At 55.9% G+C, this 18,231-nt stretch carries 27 protein-coding genes; 8 read left to right on the plus strand and 19 right to left on the minus strand.

The genetic code is table 11. The features are described from left to right. Window positions 1-93: 93 nt before the first annotated feature. From JN414_RS15605 to JN414_RS15690, 18 genes are all read right to left on the minus strand, one after another. Entirely contained in the window at window positions 94-516 is a 423-nt protein-coding gene (locus tag JN414_RS15605; RefSeq protein WP_202208712.1) for a hypothetical protein, read from the minus strand. Continuing rightward, on the minus strand, window positions 513-842 hold the full coding sequence (locus tag JN414_RS15610; RefSeq protein WP_202208714.1) for a hypothetical protein: 330 nt from the start codon (window positions 840-842) through the stop codon (window positions 513-515). The genes JN414_RS15605 and JN414_RS15610 overlap by 4 nt, the downstream gene beginning before the upstream one ends. After that, window positions 842-1,492, minus strand: coding sequence for a phage head-tail connector protein (locus JN414_RS15615; protein ID WP_202208716.1), 651 nt, complete (start codon window positions 1,490-1,492; stop codon window positions 842-844). The genes JN414_RS15610 and JN414_RS15615 overlap by 1 nt, the downstream gene beginning before the upstream one ends. A 20-nt stretch (window positions 1,493-1,512) precedes the next feature. Continuing rightward, complete coding sequence (locus JN414_RS15620) at window positions 1,513-2,742, minus strand: phage major capsid protein (RefSeq protein WP_202208718.1); 1,230 nt, start codon at window positions 2,740-2,742, stop codon at window positions 1,513-1,515. Window positions 2,743-2,809: 67 nt separating this feature from the next. Continuing rightward, window positions 2,810-3,895 (minus strand): HK97 family phage prohead protease, encoded by a 1,086-nt coding sequence (locus JN414_RS15625; RefSeq protein WP_202208720.1) that lies wholly within the window; start codon window positions 3,893-3,895, stop codon window positions 2,810-2,812. Then, complete coding sequence (locus tag JN414_RS15630; RefSeq protein ID WP_202208722.1) at window positions 3,888-5,210, minus strand: phage portal protein; 1,323 nt, start codon at window positions 5,208-5,210, stop codon at window positions 3,888-3,890. Before JN414_RS15630 ends, JN414_RS15625 begins: the two co-directional genes overlap by 8 nt. Beyond that, window positions 5,207-6,943, minus strand: a complete 1,737-nt coding sequence (locus tag JN414_RS15635; protein ID WP_202208724.1) for a terminase large subunit — start codon at window positions 6,941-6,943, stop codon at window positions 5,207-5,209. The genes JN414_RS15630 and JN414_RS15635 overlap by 4 nt, the downstream gene beginning before the upstream one ends. 7 nt (window positions 6,944-6,950) lie before the next feature. Further along, window positions 6,951-7,250 (minus strand): hypothetical protein, encoded by a 300-nt coding sequence (locus JN414_RS15640; protein WP_202208726.1) that lies wholly within the window; start codon window positions 7,248-7,250, stop codon window positions 6,951-6,953. A gap of 206 nt (window positions 7,251-7,456) precedes the next feature. Further along, entirely contained in the window at window positions 7,457-7,774 is a 318-nt protein-coding gene (locus JN414_RS15645) for an HNH endonuclease signature motif containing protein (RefSeq protein ID WP_237390123.1), read from the minus strand. 60 nt (window positions 7,775-7,834) lie between these two features. Beyond that, window positions 7,835-8,329 carry a DUF6362 family protein gene (locus JN414_RS15650; RefSeq protein WP_202208730.1) on the minus strand — a complete coding sequence of 165 codons (495 nt, stop codon included), beginning with the start codon at window positions 8,327-8,329 and terminating at the stop codon, window positions 7,835-7,837. Further along, window positions 8,326-9,270 (minus strand): hypothetical protein, encoded by a 945-nt coding sequence (locus tag JN414_RS15655; protein ID WP_202208732.1) that lies wholly within the window; start codon window positions 9,268-9,270, stop codon window positions 8,326-8,328. The genes JN414_RS15650 and JN414_RS15655 overlap by 4 nt, the downstream gene beginning before the upstream one ends. 49 nt (window positions 9,271-9,319) lie before the next feature. Beyond that, complete coding sequence (locus JN414_RS15660) at window positions 9,320-9,601, minus strand: hypothetical protein (protein ID WP_202208734.1); 282 nt, start codon at window positions 9,599-9,601, stop codon at window positions 9,320-9,322. Window positions 9,602-9,604: 3 nt separating this feature from the next. After that, entirely contained in the window at window positions 9,605-11,122 is a 1,518-nt protein-coding gene (locus JN414_RS15665) for a DnaB-like helicase C-terminal domain-containing protein (protein WP_202208735.1), read from the minus strand. Next, window positions 11,119-11,556 carry a hypothetical protein gene (locus JN414_RS15670; RefSeq protein WP_202208736.1) on the minus strand — a complete coding sequence of 146 codons (438 nt, stop codon included), beginning with the start codon at window positions 11,554-11,556 and terminating at the stop codon, window positions 11,119-11,121. Before JN414_RS15670 ends, JN414_RS15665 begins: the two co-directional genes overlap by 4 nt. Further along, window positions 11,549-11,782 carry a winged helix-turn-helix transcriptional regulator gene (locus JN414_RS15675; protein ID WP_202208737.1) on the minus strand — a complete coding sequence of 78 codons (234 nt, stop codon included), beginning with the start codon at window positions 11,780-11,782 and terminating at the stop codon, window positions 11,549-11,551. The genes JN414_RS15670 and JN414_RS15675 overlap by 8 nt, the downstream gene beginning before the upstream one ends. Then, window positions 11,782-12,228: a hypothetical protein gene (locus JN414_RS15680; protein ID WP_202208738.1), complete on the minus strand. Its 447-nt coding sequence runs from the start codon at window positions 12,226-12,228 to the stop codon at window positions 11,782-11,784. Before JN414_RS15680 ends, JN414_RS15675 begins: the two co-directional genes overlap by 1 nt. 148 nt (window positions 12,229-12,376) lie before the next feature. Beyond that, on the minus strand, window positions 12,377-13,168 hold the full coding sequence (locus JN414_RS15685) for a hypothetical protein (RefSeq protein ID WP_202208739.1): 792 nt from the start codon (window positions 13,166-13,168) through the stop codon (window positions 12,377-12,379). Window positions 13,169-13,329: 161 nt separating this feature from the next. After that, on the minus strand, window positions 13,330-13,587 hold the full coding sequence (locus JN414_RS15690) for a carph-isopro domain-containing protein (protein WP_202208740.1): 258 nt from the start codon (window positions 13,585-13,587) through the stop codon (window positions 13,330-13,332). 112 nt (window positions 13,588-13,699) lie between these two features. Here JN414_RS15690 and JN414_RS15695 point away from each other — a divergent pair, with 112 nt between their 5' ends. The 3 genes from JN414_RS15695 to JN414_RS15705 all read left to right on the plus strand — a co-directional run bounded on the left by JN414_RS15695 (window position 13,700) and on the right by JN414_RS15705 (window position 15,290). Continuing rightward, entirely contained in the window at window positions 13,700-14,311 is a 612-nt protein-coding gene (locus JN414_RS15695) for an XRE family transcriptional regulator (RefSeq protein WP_202208741.1), read from the plus strand. A gap of 2 nt (window positions 14,312-14,313) precedes the next feature. Then, complete coding sequence (locus JN414_RS15700) at window positions 14,314-14,790, plus strand: hypothetical protein (protein WP_202208743.1); 477 nt, start codon at window positions 14,314-14,316, stop codon at window positions 14,788-14,790. A gap of 86 nt (window positions 14,791-14,876) precedes the next feature. Next, entirely contained in the window at window positions 14,877-15,290 is a 414-nt protein-coding gene (locus tag JN414_RS15705; protein WP_202208745.1) for a hypothetical protein, read from the plus strand. A 168-nt stretch (window positions 15,291-15,458) separates the two neighbouring features. Here JN414_RS15705 and JN414_RS15710 read toward each other — a convergent pair whose 3' ends face one another. Then, window positions 15,459-15,971, minus strand: a complete 513-nt coding sequence (locus tag JN414_RS15710) for a hypothetical protein (protein ID WP_202208746.1) — start codon at window positions 15,969-15,971, stop codon at window positions 15,459-15,461. A 77-nt stretch (window positions 15,972-16,048) separates the two neighbouring features. Between JN414_RS15710 and JN414_RS15715 the strand changes: the two genes are divergently transcribed. From JN414_RS15715 to JN414_RS15735, 5 genes are all read left to right on the plus strand, one after another. Further along, complete coding sequence (locus JN414_RS15715; protein ID WP_202208748.1) at window positions 16,049-16,276, plus strand: hypothetical protein; 228 nt, start codon at window positions 16,049-16,051, stop codon at window positions 16,274-16,276. Next, window positions 16,273-16,785, plus strand: coding sequence for a hypothetical protein (locus tag JN414_RS15720; RefSeq protein ID WP_202208750.1), 513 nt, complete (start codon window positions 16,273-16,275; stop codon window positions 16,783-16,785). Before JN414_RS15715 ends, JN414_RS15720 begins: the two co-directional genes overlap by 4 nt. Further along, the gene (locus tag JN414_RS15725) at window positions 16,782-17,495 is read left to right on the plus strand and encodes a hypothetical protein (RefSeq protein ID WP_202208752.1); all 714 of its coding nucleotides are present in this window, start codon (window positions 16,782-16,784) and stop codon (window positions 17,493-17,495) included. Before JN414_RS15720 ends, JN414_RS15725 begins: the two co-directional genes overlap by 4 nt. Beyond that, entirely contained in the window at window positions 17,492-18,031 is a 540-nt protein-coding gene (locus JN414_RS15730; protein ID WP_202208754.1) for a hypothetical protein, read from the plus strand. The genes JN414_RS15725 and JN414_RS15730 overlap by 4 nt, the downstream gene beginning before the upstream one ends. Then, window positions 18,028-18,231, plus strand: a 204-nt coding sequence (locus tag JN414_RS15735; protein WP_202208756.1) for a hypothetical protein, incomplete at its 3' end; no start/stop codon positions are given. The genes JN414_RS15730 and JN414_RS15735, both read left to right, overlap by 4 nt.

An 18,231-nucleotide genomic window follows, 5' to 3' on the forward strand; every position in this document is an offset into this window, starting at 1 on the left:
TACTCAGAGCCACAATCTGGGATCCGGACAGCGCAAAGCGCCCGCTGCCCACAGCGGTCTCAACAAGAGGATAGAATTTCATGAAAGTCCCTTTCAGGGTGTTGTCAGGACGCGGTCCTGGTAGCGGTAGTCCACCATCATCGAGAACCGGAACCAGTTGCCTTTTTCATCTGCGTCCGGAGGATCAAAACCTTGGCCGTCGTAATAGAGGCCTTCTGGCAGCGGGGAGACCGGGACACGGAAGGCCACCGAAAGCGCTTTGCGCGTGACAATGGCATCCCGCGAGCCACTGAGTCGCGGAACCATCAGATGAAGCCAGACTTGCCCAGTTTCTTCGTCTACGATTTCACCTAACCCAAGGCGATCAGCAGACGCGCTGGCAATTTCGAAATACACCCATGGGCTGACATGGTCTTCCCGATCCTGATCAAAGATGTCCAGGACTTCCAGACCGAGAGGTGCAGCCGCGGCCTTTGCGCGTGCAAAAGCATCGTCAAAGACAACAGGACTGGTCATGTTCCACCCGATGCGAAGAGTTTCCAGCCGCAGATTGTAGAGCCGTCATAAACAGCCGTTGCATCTGTCAGCGTGTAGGTACGACCGCCATCCATGAGACGATCGCCGTTTTTAGGTCTCCCGAACTGGACAGCGGCCAGTTCATCGTTCGTGATCTCCGCCACGAACGGCATGACTGAGACACCGGCTTCCAGAGCGGCCGTGGCCGGCGGTGCGGAATAGGCAATCAGCCCCACGGTCAGGCCGCGACTACCACCTTGAGACAGCGTCATAGTCCGCCCCTTATGCCGGATCTGACGGCGCCGACGATCGGTCTGATAGCCCATCACGAAAACCCCGATGGCAGATAACGCGAGAGGAATGCTGCCGCATCAGGAGGCAAACCACCTGACGATACATCCGGCGTTGCCCAGGACGTGGAACCGACACCCTGCTCGCTTTCCGACTTCAGAAGTGGGTCACGGTCTTTCGCGCTGTAAAACGAGCGTGCCGCAGTTAGGACGGCCTGCCGAATGTCAGGCGGCATGGTGACAGGAAGCGGCTTATCGTCTGCGTCCTTCATCCCCGACACGGTCCAACCTGCCCGGTACGACACAGAATAACGTCCAGGCCACCACCAATGACCGTTTGGAGGATACAGGATCCCGCAAAGAGGATCGAAATCCCATCCCTCGGCCGGGACTGGAAGTGCCTGTCCATCCAACAAGACTTCAGCAACAGACAGAACCGGATGGACGCCTAAACTTAGAGATAGAAGCCTGTCCCCGTTCCGGATCCGAATACGATCAGACCAGTCAGCCACCGTAATCTGGCGCCCGATGTAACTCTGGACAGCTGAGGATGCTGCCAGGAGCATATTGGTCAGAACCCCGTCCTGAGACGTGTCGTTATCTGCGATCGACAATGCCGCCTTGAAGTCAGACAGCGCCACGAAGGGCAGCGGATCCGCTGCCCCACTGGTCTGGAGTGTCGTCATGATCGTCTCCAGTTGTCGGATCAGCCGCCTGTGCCACCTGTGGACGCGGTCGTGGTCAGATCAGAAAAACTACCGTTGATCAGGGCTTCCGGACGGTAGATGGCCAGCGCAAGACGCTCTTCGGCCAGAACCGTGACCATGTTCTTGACGAAGTTGTCCCGGTCTTCCGTGGAAATCGTCACTGTTGCGTCTTCACGATCAAAGATCTGCGCTGCAAGACGGAACGCACCCGTCATGAACTTGCCCTGACCCATGGCAAGGCTTTCCGCCACCGGAAGACCCCAGAGAACAGCCCCGTTCAGACCGAGAGGATTGGCGAACACATAACGAAGCTGCGCGTCCTTCGTCAGCGTGATGCTGGCCCAGTCCGTCGGGTTCAGGATGTGACCCGTGGCAGGATACTCGGCCAAAGTGGTCTGAAGCATGGCTAGACGCAGACGATCAATCATCGTCTCATTCTTCACCAGGACGCCTGCTGGCTGCTTGTAGGCAGTCGAAGACGCCATTAGCCCCTTGATGCTGACACCCGAACCGTCACCGTTCAGAAGTGCGTCATCTTCCTTGAAGGCGAGACCGTATCGCAAACGCCCATCAATGTAGCTCTGAAGCATCGGAGCATCAGCCAGGATCTGTTTGGAGGCCATGACCCAGTGAGCGACTGTCCGGATCGGCAAATTTTGCAACGCAAACGCGATGTCAGACTGAGGTTTCGGTGCGGAAGGGTTTTCGGCCACAAAGCCCGCATTATTCGTAAACCCGGTTTCCTGAACATAGTCGATCGAGCCGGACGAAGTATTTCCCGGCATCAGAAGATCACGAATGACAAGCTGACGGTTGGGAACCTGAATGATCTGGGGCTGACGATCCGCAACAACCAGACCTGTGGTTCCAGAAGCACCAGTCGAGCTAGCAGACGTGATATTCTTCACTTCGATCTGGACAGTCCCCTTCCAGTTCGAGGACCGCGCCATAGCGGCTTTGACTTCATCGGACTGGACGAAGCGCTGTCCGATGGAAAGTACCTGCTCGCCTTCATTCCCACGACCCCGGGAGCCTTTTTGCTCCAGGTCTGTCAGGCGCGCTGCCAGAACGTTCATCTCGGTCAGCGCCTTATCCGCGCTGGCCTTGGTCTCCTTAGTAACTTCCCCGAGGTTTTTCAGTTCAGTCTTGGCCGTCTCAGCAAAGGATTTGACCTGTTCAGTGGCCTTCGTGAGATCAGAGACGGCCTGCTTGTATTCGTTTTCGTTCATCGGTTTCGCCCATAAAAAAAGGCACCCGGAGGTGCCTGAACAACAGAAAAAAAGCTTCTGACAGACGTCAGGAAATGTGTGCCTTCAGCCAGTCACGCATTGTCTTGATCTGCGCGTCCTGACCAGAAATGACAGACGTTGCCAGTGCGCGCATGGCCGGATCTTTCCCATGATCCAACTCTGCCTGCGCCATAGCGACAGCGCCAACATGATGCGGCACCATCATTGCTGCGAAATCATGATCAGGGTTTCCCGTCATCTTCGCTTTGCTCATGTCGGCATTCATTTCTTTCATTGCCGACGACATCAGATCACCAAACGGCGTTTTCCCGCTTCCTCCCATCGACATTCCTTTGAGATCCGGAAGAGAAAAGCCGGCCAGAAACGAAGATGGGCGCCCCAGACCTGAAAGCGTCTCCAGAACATGCCGGAAATCTTCTGCATACGAAGACTTCCTTGTGATCGGCAGTGCCGCTCCCGTCAGCGCTTCATGCGCTTCCTGAAGATGCTGAAGCATGGCGTCGCATTCTTCCTGCGTTGGCGGGTGACCGCCTTTCAGGCTGGCCTGATGCAACCCGATGGCAGCAGCGATCGATGCCGTTGCCTTGTTCGGGATCATGGCCGTTTTCAGCCCCCACCGTTCAAAGCGTCGCTTCATGTCGGTGACCCGAGACGCGGCGTTGGATGGGTCATCCACCAGACTAACCTCATGAAGGTTGACCCGGTTGATCTGGCGAGAGGCACCGCTGCCCTGGGCAGCCTTGACGGCCCCGCCCTGGGGAACACTGAAACCAATGGAGAGGCCCCCAAGCGCACCATCTTTGACCAGACCGTGCAGACGCTTGCCGTAATCGGTGTCCATGCCGGAAAGCTTACCTTTGAGGTGCAGCCCTTTGCTGTCTTCGGACGCATCGGTCCAGATGCCGGCAGGCAGACCGTCACCACCGAAAAGCCCGTGCATGACGTGCATGGCGATGGTGCGACCCTGCGCCTTGCGTTCGGCCAGTGTCTGGCTGAATGCACCCGGCATGACGACATCGCCATGGGAATCAACATTCCCAAAGACGCTGCCATACCCCTCGAATGTCCCCGGCTCACCCGAAGAGGCAAATTTGACCTCGAAGGGAGCGGCGAGGAAATCGCCATCAAACATCTGGATCTCCTGTTGTGCCGGACGCGGCCGGATCTGGTGACGGCTGACCACCCGGAACGGGCTTCAGCGTGGGCTGAACAGCAACTTTCCCGATATCCTGAAGAGGAATCATCTGAGACTGGGTCATCAAAACATCGCCGCCTGGCATTGGCCCCATGTTCTCTCTTGCCCGGCCTTCGTTTGGGGTCATGAGAGCATTCCGGATCATCGTATTGTAAAATGCTGACCGCGCAGCCGTGTCGCCACGCAGAAGGGCATCAACATTGTGCTTGGCAAAGTAGGTCAGTCGATCGCCTGGACTGAGGAGGCAGCGGGAGATGGCCTGTTCAATCCGGACCAGCCAGGGCATCAGGCCATATTGCAGAAACCATAGGTTCATCTGCTCCAGGCCGGAGCCCCAAGCCGTAGACTTTTCCATACTACCGATCATGACCGGCTGGACACCAAACCACCGACAAATGGTCTGAACGTTGAAGGCACGCGTCTGAAGAAGCTGGGCGGCTTCCGGGTTCAGGCCAATGCTTTCAACAGACCAACCACCTTCAAGAAGCGGCGTTTTCCCAGCATTAATTGCCCCGGCATAGTCTTCCAAGGCAGCCTTGGCCAAACCACGCTGTTCGTTATTCAGATAGGTAGGAGCCTTGATGTAATTCTGGGTCAAAAGACCGTTCTTGAAGGTTCTTCCTGCCGTTTCCTCTGCGGCCATGGCAGAGCCGAGGCTTTGCCGCCCCACAGTGATAGGAGAGAGACCCATCAGACCATCGAACGAGAAGCCTTTGATATGGAAGATCTCGTCTTCCGTCAGGATGAGGTACTGTTGCTGCCAGGCATAGGTGTAAACAAGGCCGCCAGTCTTTGTATCTCGACGCACTGTCATGCGATCAGGCCGGAGCGGGTTGAGAGCAATGATAGTTCCATCGCCCCGTCTGACCACCTGGGCAAAGGCATTGCCCCAAGCCAAAAGACTGGCCACCATGCAGCCCCAAAACTCGACCCCCGTCATGTCCGCGTTCGGGCGATCATAGAGAATGGCAAATAGGGGGTGTGATCTCGCCGTGCTGGACGTCTCTTCCGTTTCCCGCTCGTAAAGCTTGAGCGGAAGAGAGGCGATGGTTTCCGACAGAAGCCGGATACAGGCCCAGACCGTGTCCAGCTGGATGGCACTGTCGACCGTGACCAGCTGACCGGAGTGACTGGGACCACCCGCCATGAAAGCGCCCAGCCTCAGATCTGTCAGGCTGACACCTGTGACAGACAGCGCCACGGCGTTGGCTGCCTTGGTCAGCAGACCAGTGAAGGCTGTTCGCAGTGTCATGCGCTGAGCATTCCGCCTTTCAGGAAGTCATCAATGCGCCCTTCTTCAGGAGGGCTGGGATTTTTGGACATGAGCGTCACGGCGTTCAGGAGCGCCATGAGGGGGTCAATTTTGAGATAACCGGAAGCCTGTTTCGTAATGATCTGAGCATTGCCGCGCGGCTCGATTTTGGCATTGCTGATGGCCCAGCCCATGATGGGACGAGCGCCATGAACAAGGCTGCCATCCGCAAGTTTGCGTTCAGCAGTCTTGATCGAGCCGGACAACGTCCAGCCCTGGGAAACGCCCACGACACGCGGGGCTTCAATTCCACGAACCGCCAGGGCATCCACGATAGAGCCCACACCCATTGGATCGAGACCTACCAGGGCAAGCTTGCCGGATAGATCCACTGTTTCCAGCACATCCGCCAGCTGCTCGATGTCATCGCCAGGCGTGCTAACGATGACCAGATCGCCCTGAGCTTCAAAATCCTTAAGCTGGGAGGCTTCACGCTTCCGAAGCTCAAGAATGCCTTCAAAGACCCAGTTTTTCCCCCAATGCAGCCACTCCTGCGTCACGCGATCACGGCCAAGAATGGCAAGCGCCAGAAGATCATCCAGACCACCGCCGTCGATCCCCGCGACGATCACGTCTGATCGATCGATCAAGGCGTCAAGTGTCAGATCGGGATCACCTGCCCCTTGCCAGAAATCGGCACCGACCCAGCGATCACTCCGGAGCGCCAGGCCAATTTCCACATTCAGATGCTGCGAAGCCCACCGGGCCAGCTCCTGAATGCCTTTTGACCGGGCATTCTCGTATTCTTCCTGAAGCCGCTTGACCGTGATGGAGCGGCCCGCGTTGGGCAAAACCATTGCCCAGATGGAAACATCTTCCCATGGCGCGCGCTCGCCAGGAAGCTTTGCGGGCTGCTGGATTTTCTCCGGAAGCTCATAGAGCACCGGCAAGATACCATTGCCGACCGGAATCAGCGTTCCGTCATCCGCCTCACGATGGGATTGTCCATCACGAATGGCCCGCGCCTGGAGCAGGTCTTCACGAAACACACCACGCGGCGGCTTGTCGCTTTGCGTGGTGATAATCGCCAGAAATGCTTCCGGCTGGCTGATCATGCCACCCCGGATCTGGCCCATGACGCTTTCTGCATCCGACTTCAGGGCAATGATGTGTTCTTCGTCGACCAGTACGCCGGCAGGCTTCACGCCTGTCATAACGTCTGGGCTGAAGGCCTTGACCCGCAGGGTTGCTCCGGTAGGCCGGAACGTCAGGCACTTGATGTGATCCTGAATGTGAAACCGACGCTGGAGACCCCGGTCCGCACGGACCATGCCCGACGCCTGTTTGAAGGCAAGATCCGCAATGTCTTTCGTTGGAGCGACAATCAGAAACTCGGCATTGGGTCGCTTATTGAGCATGACCGCCGTCATCATCAGGCCCGCGCCGTTCGTGGTCTTCGAGTTCTTCTTGGGAACCAGAAGGAACAGCTCACGGATCCGGCGCTCATTCGTGGCTGGATCCAGAGACCCAAGCAGGAGCGAGACGATATCGCGGAACCAGTCGCCCGCAGCCTCACCAAAAGTCGGCTGGCCGATGACGTCCGGGATCCTCAACTTGTCGAAGATCGTGACAGCCTTCGCGGCAAGCACGGGATTGATGGGTTGAACGTCAGGGAGCAGTGACTGGCCAGCGCGGATCCGCTGTTCCCAGTCAGGCCTGCTCAGGTTCAGCATGACGGTTCTAGTTCCTCATAGGTGCGCTAGGCACGACCCCCGACCAGTCATCGCCGGAAGAGGCCATGTCGCCGAAATCGCCCTGATCATCACGACGAGGGGCTGGCTTTGCATGAATGAAGGGGCCTGCCTTATCGGCTGCCATGGCACGCATTTCATACGGCGCATTAGGATCACGCAGGATGGCCAGCCAAAAATCGAGAGGCTTCAAAGTGCTGCTGTCAGCAATTATCGGTCCTGCCCAATCCTCAGTGGTCTGCGTCTTCTTTTTCCGGCCAGCACCGGGGCGTGCTCCACCGCGTGCCATGGTCCCTTCCCCTTTGATTTCTTTGATTGTTTTCAAACATAGGCAAAAAATCTGCGCGTGAGCCTGACGCGGTTGTCGTGCCCGAGGGGGCTGAACTTTCGACCCGCCCCCACCCCTCGAAGGGACCGGCACCGGTCCTGACCTCGATTTCATACGGGAAACGGCGGTTTTCTGCCGTTTCCTGAGGGTTTTCGACCCTATCAGGATCAGTCTGGACGCATCCGGTTGCGATCTGCCCTTGCCTTGGCCGTCTTCCTGCTGTGGCAGGAGCCGCAAAGCAGAACAATATTGGCAGGATCAAGGGCAGCGCCACCGTCCTTCAGCTCATGCCGATGATCGCCGAAGATCCGACAGTCCGATCGCCCGCAGTCCTGACAGACGCGACCGCGTTCTTTCAGAAGTCGGTTCATCAGTTGTCGCCACGGCCTGGACAAATAAAAAGCCTCCGCCCGTTTCGGGAGAGGCTTGGCGATGCGGGTATCAACCGTCTGAAGGCTTGATCCAACGCACTTGAGACGTGGCATTTCAACCTCCCGAGCAGGCATAAAAAAAGACGTGAACCCTTTCGGATGCACGCCTCGCAATCATGACATTGGAAAGTGTTCAATTTGGTCAAAACGGTCAAGCGGAAATTGTCCGGTCCGTATTTTTTCTGCGATGATGCAACATGCTGTCAGATAGCGGCTGTGTGCCGTGTTGCGTGATATCCCTAGTTTCTTGCCGATTTTCTCCCATGAGAAGAGATGCTTTCCTGAGATCGGATGAACACGCATGTAGAGCTGTACCACACGCCGTAACTCCCGATTCGCATCTCGCTCGCCGAGGAACGTCAGCCAGGAGAACACGAGGTCCATTCTCGACACGTCATCCGGCGTTGGCCGTGGTGGCAGGATGTCACTGTCACGCGTCCATTCCAGATCCTCTTCATCTGGAACAATGTCAGGCCAAAAGCCACGAGCCCCAGAAGGACGCAGACCATGGGCAGGCAAAGCCGCCAGTGTCAGCGCGGCCTCATCCATCCATTCGGCAACCTGCTTCGGAACGTCATGCGACAGGTCCATCCGATGCCGACGCTTCATGCCGCCACCTGCGCCATGAACTCAGACAGCTCCGGACGACGCAGACCAGTTTCGCCATAGGCCATCCGCTGCCGGTAATCCTGAAGTGCAGCCTCGAAGTCGCGTTCTGCCTTGCGCTCATTCGCGCTCTTCGGTGCTTCCGGGATGATCCCGCTGGCAATGGCAGCCTCAATAGCTTTCGAGAAATATCCCATGTGGGTCGCGGGATTTCCCTTGCCACGCTGGCGATCGGCAACGTCCTTCACGACGCTGAGGATCAGGCGTTCACCCTGAGCTTCTGTCAGGCCCTTCGCGAGAGCCGATGCGATCCAGACCCGAACAACGCCCCAGTTCGGCACGTCCTTGGCATGATCGAACCCGGCTGCCTCGAAAGCTTTTTGCCCAATGCGTTTGAACATCGCGTCAAGCTTAAGCTTATCTTCTGAAGAAGATTTAGAAGCTAAGCTAAGCTTATCGCGCGTACCCGTGAGAGGGGTTTGATCTAGGTTTTCGCGTGCCACGTCTTTGCCTCCGGAAATGGGTAGAACAATGTTGCCCTGGCGTTGATCTGCCACGACGCCAGATTTTGGTGTTTTGCGCGGTCTTCCGCCCTTTTTCCCGTTCTCACGGGAGGCAATGGCGCGGCGTGATGGCTGTAGGTCCGCTGGCAGCCCGATCAGTCCGGCCTTGGCATCCCAGGTTATCAGCTGGGTTTCCGCGTAGGTTTTGAGGTAGGTTTCGATTAGGTTTTCGTCGCAGAAAAGCCGTGTGCGGGCGAGTGCTGCCAGCGTGCCAGGGAACGACACATTGAGAACGCCATCAGTCGTGTTGGTGATCAGATGCATGACGAGCTGAGCCCAGACCTGCACCATGACTGCACCAAGCGCCTGAAGCGTCAGGTTGTCACGCTGCATCAGAAATGCGTCTGCGAGCTGCGTGCGTTGTGTTGCGCTGACTGTCACGTCAGAAACTCCTGAACCCGCACCAAGGCGGGATTGAAAACCTAAAAATCTAGTAGGATGTAAGACGAAAGCCGGTGCCGACCGGGGCCATGACGTCACGCTGAACCAGTTCATCGATGGCGCCCCGAACAGTCACCACGTCAGCCGCCAGATACCGGGCGTAGTCCTCGACTGTCAGACCATCGCGACCAGGCGCACGGACAGCGAGGACCACGTCCCCGACATCTGCGAGGCCCAGCCACACAGAACGCGCCGACAGCGACAGGGTCGACCACCGCACATCGGACATGATGGCGCGGGCATGTTTTCCCGGACGTTCACGGCGCGCCATGGGTTATGCTCCGTGCTGGACGGTCCAGGCACGCGCGCGGGGATCTTCCCCGGCATCCCTGAACCAGGTGGTGGCGTCGTCGTACCAGACCTGACAGGCACCCGTCGGTCCGTGGCGGTTCTTGGCGATCAGCAGAACGCCCCTGCCCTCATTCTTCCGGACCTGCTCTTCCAGGTCCTGACTGCGATCGTTGAACTGATCCGTTGTTTCGCGATCACGCTTTGCAAGGCTGGCCAACTGCTTTTTGAGATGCAGATGCTTGCGATGGATCAGGCAGATCACGTCCGCATCCTGCTCCAACGCACCTGTATCCCGCAGATGATCTGATTCCGGCGTCTTGTCTTCCTTGTCTTCCGATTTCCGGTTGAGCTGGGCCAACACGATCATCGGAACATCCAGTTCCTTGGCCAGCGTCTTCAGTTCGTTGCTGATCTCGGTCGTCTCTTCATACCGGCCGCGACCGCGTACCGCCGCAGATCCCCGCATCAACTGGAAGTAGTCCAGCACAATGAAATCCAGGCCACGCTTGGAGCGCTTCATGCGACGCGCCCGCGATCGAAGCTGAGAAATCGTCAGACCAGGCCGCGTGTCGATTTCCAGATGCAGATGACAGAACTCATCAACGGCGTTCTGGTATTCCCGCCATTGCCAGTCTTCCAGCGGCGGCTGATTGCCGGTCTCCATATCCGGACCAATATCCCACCGCAGACCGTTGAAGATCGACCGCAGGTTAAGACCCGTCCGGGCCGATGCGGCGCGGCCCGCAACCTGCTTGGCCAGCATCTCACCAGACCAGAACAGGCCACGCTTGCCAGACGCTGCCAAGGGCAACGCAATGCCTAGACCAAGCGAGGTTTTACCGACAGCAGGACGCGCACCGACGATATAGAGGTTTCCGTTCGTCAGGCCGCCCGTAAGTTTATCCAGAGACTTGAAACCCCAGGAGAGACCAGCCAGACCATTTCGGCGCGCCAGGGCCTCACGGGCCGACAGAATAGCCTCACATCCTGCGTCGAAAAGACTGACGTTCGGCTGGCTTTCAGACATGCCTTGAGAAAGATGAAGAAGATCCTCTTCGAACCCTTCCATAATGTCTTCAGCCGACTGATCTTCTGGAGCCGCACAAACATCGACAGCGCGAATACAGAAATCCATCAGGCTGCGACGAAGCCATGCATCACGGATCACGCGGGCATAGTCAGGCGCATTCTTGAAGCCGACGAACGCGGTCATCAACTGCGTAAAGTATTTGGCTTTGTCGACGTTTTCGAACTGGTCGACATGCTCCAGAGGAGCTTTGAGCGTGATCGGATTGGCTTCAATGTTCTGATTGTAAAGCCGCAGACATTCCGCATAGACGATGCGGTTCAGGCTGTCATAGAAATGTTCCGGCTTTAAAATCTCTTCGACGACATCCAGAACTTTGCCCGAATTTCTCATGACCGCGCCGAGAAGCGCATGTTCGGCAGGCAGATTTGACGGCACTTCGCGCTTGGCGAAATGGATATTGATTTCACTCATGCCGCAGCACTCCGGACAGCCCGTCTGCGGTACCGCGTCAGGCGCGCATAACCGACGGCCTTCACAAGGGCATCGGACGCACGACGGCTGTCATTCAGATAATTGGAAACACTGCCAAGCGGCAGCTTATGACGGGCACAGAAGGTTGTCAGAGATCCAGCTTCGCGGATCTGTTTTTTCACTTCTGTAAAAAAATCCATTCCGTTGATCAGCGGCGCATGAATGCCGCCACGTAGAAGGCGATATCGCACCAGGCGATCAAAACCCGCGCCGCACAGAAATTCCGGTGATGGGTTGCGCTCGGAATGCAGAACGGCGGAAACGGTCGTGTGAGCCACACCGATTTTCGCGGCGTAGCGGCTCTGATTGCCAGCGGCGGCAATATCTTTTTTCAATTCTGTAGAAAACTGGAAGGGATCGAGCAGCTCAGACACGGGCGATCTCCAGTCCAGCCCCGATCGGAAGCGCATGACGACGCATGCGACGCGTAGCCGTCGTGCGAGTTGATGTCCGTGACAGGCCAAGCCGACCAATCATCGCATGCACGCTTCCGACAGAGATGCCGACATGACGTGCAATCTCACGAACACTGGATCCGCCGACGTGCATCCGGCGCACGGCAGGTTCGATCCGGGCACTGTCAAGCGAAGGGCGCGCCATTACTTCTGCCCTCCCTTCGCAAGAGGCGTCAGGGCATGAAGCGCCGAATGTGCGACACGGATAAGGTTACTCAGATCCCGGCAGGCTAGAGCCGCCTCGACCTGATCGTACTTGCCGTCCGCAAGCGCCTCGATGGCATGCGTCATGGTCGCGCTGGCCTTGGCTGCGACCTGATCCATACCGTGGTGCCCCTTGTTTTCACCCAGATTGACCGGCATCAGCATGTAGCCTTCCGCCTGCGCCATGGCCGTCAGAATCAAAGGCTCCTGAGCAAACTCATCCAGCACGATGGCAACATCAACAGGTACAACAGCAGGATAATTACGGCTCTGGTATTCGGACAGCTGCGAACGTCCGACGCGGACAACCGATGCGGCTGAATCAATACTGCCAATCCGGTTGATTGCAGCCTGTGTGGCTGTCTTGATGAGAGCAGTATTGTTCATGGCGCAGTTTTTACAAAAATGAATAAATCCGAACTCTCTAAAGAGCGAACGATATTTGTTTCGGCCATGTACCGGACTGAAAGTTCGTGACTCAGTTCTTTCGTTTGATTAGGAAAAATACTGCAGGATGTTTTGTGGAGAGCGAACATCAGAGTCCGCCCTCCACAGTGCCGGTCGGGTGCACCAACACCTTCCCGGCATCGTCTACCCTGCATGCCCTTACACCTACAGGAGACGGTTTGTATGCCGACTGTTGCTTACCTTCGTCATTACTCGGTTTCAGTTCCTCAGGGCGCTGAAAAGCCTTACCTTCACGCAGAATATGAACTGCTTTCACCGGGGATCTATAACCCAGGCGTAGCGAAGCTTTCGGTTTCTCTGCCTCTTCAAAACCAGACAGCCACGACGGCAGATGAAGCGATTGATCTGATCCAGAAGGCATTGCCTGACGTAAAGCTTGTACGAAAAGACAAAGCTGACGTCGGCTGATCCGAATATCGCAGTTCGCATCATCATTGATGAAGTAGCTGCCGTTCAGACGTGGATGGCCCCAATCCTCCATCCCGTCGACGGTCGCAAGAGTGATGCCCAGTGGCAGCCGTTCGGTGCAGCCACCACTAAAATTCTTATGAAGGGCTGTTTCCAGCAGTTCAGCTTCCTCACTCGAAAAAGCCATAGCCTCTGAGTTCATCAGCTCACGAGAGTGATGCACACACTCCTTCCGGAGTTCATCGGGATGACGGCCACGAAGGAAGCATCGTCTGCCAATTTGTGACAAAAGCCTGCAACGCAATGACAGCGAAATGGCCTCGGCACTGATTTCTGGAAATCCTGCCAACAGCACATGAGCTAAGAAATGGCGCCAGCGGACGTATGACCATCCAAAGGTAATCGGAGTGTCGTCATTTCCTTTTCGAATCCTGTGCTCAGCGATTGGCACGAAGATACCTTCGTCCCTCAACGCCACACGAAAGGGACACGGCACATGCACGGCCAGTATGGGTGGAGCAAATTCTGCACGCCATACTGATACAAGCCCCCGGACACCATCCGGATGACGGGCGCGCGGACGCAGTTTACGGATGACGGCATAAATATTTCTCATGCTACTTGCCTCGATTTTCTTCCGCCAGCAAAGACCTTGCCTAGCAATGCCTCATCGACATCAACGCCCAAGGCAATCGCCGCCTCACGGATCTCGCTTTCGCGCCATGGCGGGATACGATCAGACCTGATCCACCCATAAATAGTGGTGTGGCTTCGATGGCCTAAGGCCACGGCCATTTTCTTCATTCCGCCGAATAAATCGACCAACTGACGAACCAGGCTTTCACCTTGGCTTGATGTGTTCTTAGACATGCGAAGACCATTACGATTTTCGCAATATAGCCGTCAACAAAAACATTACGATTTTCGAAATTCGAACCGGACTAATTTTCTTTCCATCAATAATCTTAGCTACATGAGTAAGATGATCGATCGCGAGTGGTTTAAGAGCGCTATCAAGAGAGCAGGCTTTAGAAGCCAAAATGCTTTTGCGGCAGATGTCGGCCTCACCGGCCCAAAACTTACCAATCTCATCAAAGGGGATCGACGCGCGCAAGCGGATGAAATCCAGCTTATTGCTAAGGTGCTCGGAGTTTCAGAAACTCAAGTTAAAGAAGCCTTAGGAATTGAAGTTCCAGACAGTGCCGCATACAAAATTTGCGGATATGTTTTTGGAGCTGATCGAGTGGTTATTCCCGAAAATAATCAAAATGACTTCGAAGATGAAACAGTAAATATTCCTATATTTTACTATGACGGCATTATTCTTCGCGTGCGTGGCGAATCAATGGCCCCACGCTACAAGCCAAATGAATTGATTGGAATTCGTACGAAGCATCAATGCGATTTATCATCATCCTTAATCGGCAAAGACGTTGTCGCGAAACTATCTGATGGTCAGATCCTCCTAAAGACCCTCCATAGAGGAAGCATGGACGGACGATTTTCTTTAATTTCCGTAAACCAGAATGTGGAGCCGATTATAGACGCAGAAATTGTCTGGGCTCACAAAGTAGATTTCCATGTTTCGGAGTGATCATGAAAACAATCCATAAAACTATTGTCGCCACGATTATCTCATTGTCCCTATGTGGCACTGCCAATGCAGACTGGAGAAGTGACAAATTTGGGGAAAGCCTAGAGAAAGTTAAAAAGAATAACCCGCACGCAATATCCGTTTCAGATAATATCGAAGAACAGCGTGAATTCATTGTTATGAAAAATGATAAGGTTTTACTGCACGAGCCTGACTACGACATAGATGGTATGAAATTTGATGTAAGGTTCTTGTTCGACTCAGACAATAAACTGAACGGCATTATGCTATGCGGAGATGGCATTTACTATGATCGCGCACTAACTCTCCTGTCAGGAAAGTATGGTCGCCCGTCTACGATTAGCTTTGGCAACATGCCCGATGCAACATGGGCCGATCAAACTAAAAAAATGCAGATTCGCTTGATCCGAATTTTTTACACTCTGATCCGCTACAGCCCTCAGACAGATCGCCTATAAATTTCGTTTTTCGTAATTTTCTTATTGCGAAAATCGAAATTCGAGCTTTATAACGTCTCCATCGCCCTACGCGACGGAGAGAACCCATGTCGTCCAGACACCCCCTCCTGCAGCACACACGGACCCAAAGCGGCTTTGACCGCTTCCTGCAGGACAGCATTGAACCAGACATCCATCATCAGGCACGAGATCTGCGCGATCGCGCCGTCAGCGTCCGTAACCTTGCCAAGCGCAATGCCACTGCTGGTGATGAACGCATGGCCCAGACATGGGATAGCTGCGCGTCCGATCTGGAAATTCAGCTTTCCCGCCTTCTGACTCTGAATCTGCTTCCTGAGAGCATCCCCGACTTTCCCGAACCCGCCGCGATAGACTGTCGCCCCGTCACAGTGTCTCCCATCGTTGAACTCGATGCCGCACGGCTTTCCGCGCATTGCTGGAAGCAGGTTCAGAGCCTGCGCGAAATCACCATGGGCGCCCCGGTTCGGAGGCAGCCATGATGTCCGGCGGTCTATTAGGAACATGCAAAGATGTTTGGCTTGAGCCCGTAGCTGGAAAAACGAAGCTACGTGTCATCCTGAATGAAAGGATACGCACCTCCAAGTTCCACTGCATGCTGGACTTGGGCTTTGAGCCGCTGCGCCTGACTTTCAATCATGTCGGCGTCTTTAAAGGCCAAGATGTATTCGAAGCCACGCAATACTGTCCGGAATGTGTTTCAGCCCCACCCCCACAAGGTCTGTCACTCCGGCTTTTAGGGCCGCTTCTGGGAGGGCTTTCAAGTGCTCCTTGATAACCGATTTTTCTTCTTCGGGAATGTCCGCTTCGTCCACTTCCTTAGCGAGAAGCGCACGCAGCGTTTCAGCATCGAAGCGGACGGTCACGACGCCGAGAATCGCCCTCAGACCACCGTCGTCAGCAAGAAAATCCAACCCGTTCGCCGTAATGATCGGGGGAGCAACTTGGACAATGTCTATCCCCATCTCATGCAAAACTTGGGTTTGGCAAAGGCCGTGTTCTGCCAGGTAAACGATGTTGGACACAGTGCGCTTGTCTTGCCACGAGTATCCCTCAGGAAGCGTAGAAAGGTGATTGGGAAACGCATCAGCCATGGCTTTCAGAAGAAGCTTTTGCGTCTCACGGTCGGGTCGGGCCGGTTTGCGCCAACTATCCTCGCTCATACTCTTTTTCCTTTCTGCCCCACGCGAAGAATGCCTGAGATTTTTTCTTCACGCCACGCTTGCGAGGGCTATCTCCCATGACCAAGGCAAAGCGCCCGCCCTACGGGATTTGCGACAGCAAGGGACTGACTGTTAGCCGTTTTCACACGCGCTTCATGGCCACCAAATCTGCACTGTCTTGGGCAGCCCAGAAAGGTCAGTCCGTCGCCATCAGGCGCGGCCGCATCATCGTTGCCTGGGCACGCCCTTTCGGACCAGGAGAAGCGCGCTTGGACGAAGGCCACACGCCGGAGTTGGCGTTATGACAGCGACAATCGTGGACATTCTCCAGTCCCTGCGCCGAGGCAAGGCTGTGCCTGCCATTGCAGAGTTCTTCGAGATCCCGGAAGCGGCAGTACATGAGGTCTGGAACAATCTGTTCGACTGCGCCATCGAGGCCGCGACGATCTATCCAAGTGACGTAAACCCGCCTCCCGAGGCCGGGAAAATGGTCAGCGCCTCGGTTGTCGTGCCTGAGTTTGCGCCTGATGCGCCACTCCGCACGCCGGTTTCCATGAAGGGCGGCCGCCCGCGTCGTTCTGACCCGCCACCGACAGGCCGCCCATGCGGTGGACGTCCTATGCCGTCTCATAACAGCGACCCATCAAAGATGAGCCCGCTGCATCAGCAAATGCTGAAGATGATGCGCGATGGCGTCGGGACCATGAAAATTTCCCAGGCACTTAACGTGACGAGCGGCGCGGTTTCGATGCGACGCCGCAAATTTGAGGACGCAGGCCTGATCCCTGTGTCCGCACACAGAAAGATCGCATGATGAAAATCACGTTCGATTGCCGCGCGCTGGCGTTCGCGCACTTCGCAATGTCGTCTGATGAAGGACGGTATTATCTGCAAGGTGTTTCAGTCGAGAAGCACAATAATTGCATCGTTACGACCGCGACCAATGGGCACGTTCTTCTGAGTGCATGCGGACCTAACTTTGCACCGGATGACCATGAGACAGCAGTTCTCACCGCAACAGAGTGCCCTGATTTTGAGCAGTTCATTCTTGAGCGCCGCACAGGAAAAGGACTGTTTTCTGCGTGCATGCAGTCAAGAGCCATGTATGTCACCTTGCAGAGCACCGACCGGGAGAGACGGCTGTATTGGGAGACTTACAACATCACGGAAGAGCCGCTTGATCGAGGTCTAGTCGATCTGATTGACGGCCCGTTTCCTGAATGGCGCCGCGTGGTTCCAGCCAAGGTCGAGAAGGCCCCGACTAACCCAGGGTTCATGAATACTCGCACCGTCAAGATCATTACGGATGCGATCGCACGAGGCTTACGTGCGCCGGCTACATCCTTTCGTCTTGTCGGAGCCATGGCCACGGCACCCCACCTGCTCCAGGTGCGAGATCCTGACCAGAGAAGCGAATTCATTGGCGCGGTGATGCCCGTCACAGAAGAGAAGGAATGGAAGTCCGTTCTTACACCGGAATGGGCGTTGGTTAACCCTGCTACGCAGAGCGAGGCCTCAGCATGAGCAAGATCCCCGTCACCAAGGCAGGTCAGTCCGTGCTTGCGAACATCATGACGCAAGCCATTCAGACCACTGCGATGCAGGAAGACATCAGCCGCGATCAGATCATTCTTTCCCTGATTACGCTCCTAATCGGCGGTTCGCCTCTGGATCGTGACCTCTTTTTTCCAGTCGCCACGCATGCGGACAAACTTGAAACCGCAGAGATCGATGACCTTGCGCTCCAGGTCATCAGCCGCCGCGCACGGGTTGTCGCCCCGGGCAAACGGACGAGCGCTTGCGTCAGTGAGGATTCCTATCAGATCGGTGAGCGGGTTGGTCAGATCCTAGGCGCGGATGTGTCCATTAGCCGAATGGATACGGCAAAGCTCCTGGAACTGTTTCCGCGCCATTTCCTGTTGGAAGCAGCGGAGAGCGAAGGCCTGCACATTCCAGGCGCGAACAAGATGACAGCCTTTGATCTGCGCAATCAGCTGCATGACGCGCTCCCGAACTGGCGTCCGACCAGCTTTGCCACGTTCACGGAGGATCTGTCGTGAACGGCCTTCATTCAGACATGCGCCAGCTGCGCAAGCAGGCCGCCGCCCTCGGCTGGAGCGCTGGCCGCAGCAATGGCGGGCATCTCAGGTGGACACATGAATCAGGCGGGATTGTCTTCAGCTCATCCACGCCAGGCGACGTCCGATCAATCCGCAACACACTCGCCCAGATCAAGCGCAGCACGCCGAAAGGAGCCGCG

Source organism: Gluconobacter sp. Gdi (genome assembly GCF_014132155.1).
In the GTDB taxonomy this organism is placed as follows: Bacteria; Pseudomonadota; Alphaproteobacteria; order Acetobacterales; family Acetobacteraceae; genus Gluconobacter.

Bases quoted from the DNA above. Each gene is read 5' to 3' on its own strand.
- JN414_RS15660 (WP_202208734.1), bottom strand. From the start codon at position 9,601: ATGGCGCGCCGTGAACGTCCGGGAAAACATGCCCGCGCCATCATGTCC.
- JN414_RS15710 (WP_202208746.1), bottom strand. From the start codon at position 15,971: ATGAGCGAGGATAGTTGGCGCAAACCGGCCCGACCCGACCGTGAGACG.
- JN414_RS15700 (WP_202208743.1), top strand. From the start codon at position 14,314: ATGAAAACAATCCATAAAACTATTGTCGCCACGATTATCTCATTGTCC.
- JN414_RS15645 (WP_237390123.1), bottom strand. From the start codon at position 7,774: ATGCCACGTCTCAAGTGCGTTGGATCAAGCCTTCAGACGGTTGATACC.
- JN414_RS15630 (WP_202208722.1), bottom strand. From the start codon at position 5,210: ATGACACTGCGAACAGCCTTCACTGGTCTGCTGACCAAGGCAGCCAAC.
- JN414_RS15690 (WP_202208740.1), bottom strand. From the start codon at position 13,587: ATGTCTAAGAACACATCAAGCCAAGGTGAAAGCCTGGTTCGTCAGTTG.
- JN414_RS15725 (WP_202208752.1), top strand. From the start codon at position 16,782: ATGATGAAAATCACGTTCGATTGCCGCGCGCTGGCGTTCGCGCACTTC.
- JN414_RS15730 (WP_202208754.1), top strand. From the start codon at position 17,492: ATGAGCAAGATCCCCGTCACCAAGGCAGGTCAGTCCGTGCTTGCGAAC.
- JN414_RS15705 (WP_202208745.1), top strand. From the start codon at position 14,877: ATGTCGTCCAGACACCCCCTCCTGCAGCACACACGGACCCAAAGCGGC.
- JN414_RS15625 (WP_202208720.1), bottom strand. From the start codon at position 3,895: ATGTTTGATGGCGATTTCCTCGCCGCTCCCTTCGAGGTCAAATTTGCC.
- JN414_RS15675 (WP_202208737.1), bottom strand. From the start codon at position 11,782: ATGGCGCGCCCTTCGCTTGACAGTGCCCGGATCGAACCTGCCGTGCGC.
- JN414_RS15715 (WP_202208748.1), top strand. From the start codon at position 16,049: ATGACCAAGGCAAAGCGCCCGCCCTACGGGATTTGCGACAGCAAGGGA.
- JN414_RS15680 (WP_202208738.1), bottom strand. From the start codon at position 12,228: ATGAACAATACTGCTCTCATCAAGACAGCCACACAGGCTGCAATCAAC.
- JN414_RS15640 (WP_202208726.1), bottom strand. From the start codon at position 7,250: ATGGCACGCGGTGGAGCACGCCCCGGTGCTGGCCGGAAAAAGAAGACG.
- JN414_RS15615 (WP_202208716.1), bottom strand. From the start codon at position 1,492: ATGACGACACTCCAGACCAGTGGGGCAGCGGATCCGCTGCCCTTCGTG.
- JN414_RS15650 (WP_202208730.1), bottom strand. From the start codon at position 8,329: ATGAAGCGTCGGCATCGGATGGACCTGTCGCATGACGTTCCGAAGCAG.
- JN414_RS15695 (WP_202208741.1), top strand. From the start codon at position 13,700: ATGATCGATCGCGAGTGGTTTAAGAGCGCTATCAAGAGAGCAGGCTTT.
- JN414_RS15665 (WP_202208735.1), bottom strand. From the start codon at position 11,122: ATGAGTGAAATCAATATCCATTTCGCCAAGCGCGAAGTGCCGTCAAAT.
- JN414_RS15720 (WP_202208750.1), top strand. From the start codon at position 16,273: ATGACAGCGACAATCGTGGACATTCTCCAGTCCCTGCGCCGAGGCAAG.
- JN414_RS15605 (WP_202208712.1), bottom strand. From the start codon at position 516: ATGACCAGTCCTGTTGTCTTTGACGATGCTTTTGCACGCGCAAAGGCC.
- JN414_RS15620 (WP_202208718.1), bottom strand. From the start codon at position 2,742: ATGAACGAAAACGAATACAAGCAGGCCGTCTCTGATCTCACGAAGGCC.
- JN414_RS15610 (WP_202208714.1), bottom strand. From the start codon at position 842: ATGGGCTATCAGACCGATCGTCGGCGCCGTCAGATCCGGCATAAGGGG.
- JN414_RS15635 (WP_202208724.1), bottom strand. From the start codon at position 6,943: ATGCTGAACCTGAGCAGGCCTGACTGGGAACAGCGGATCCGCGCTGGC.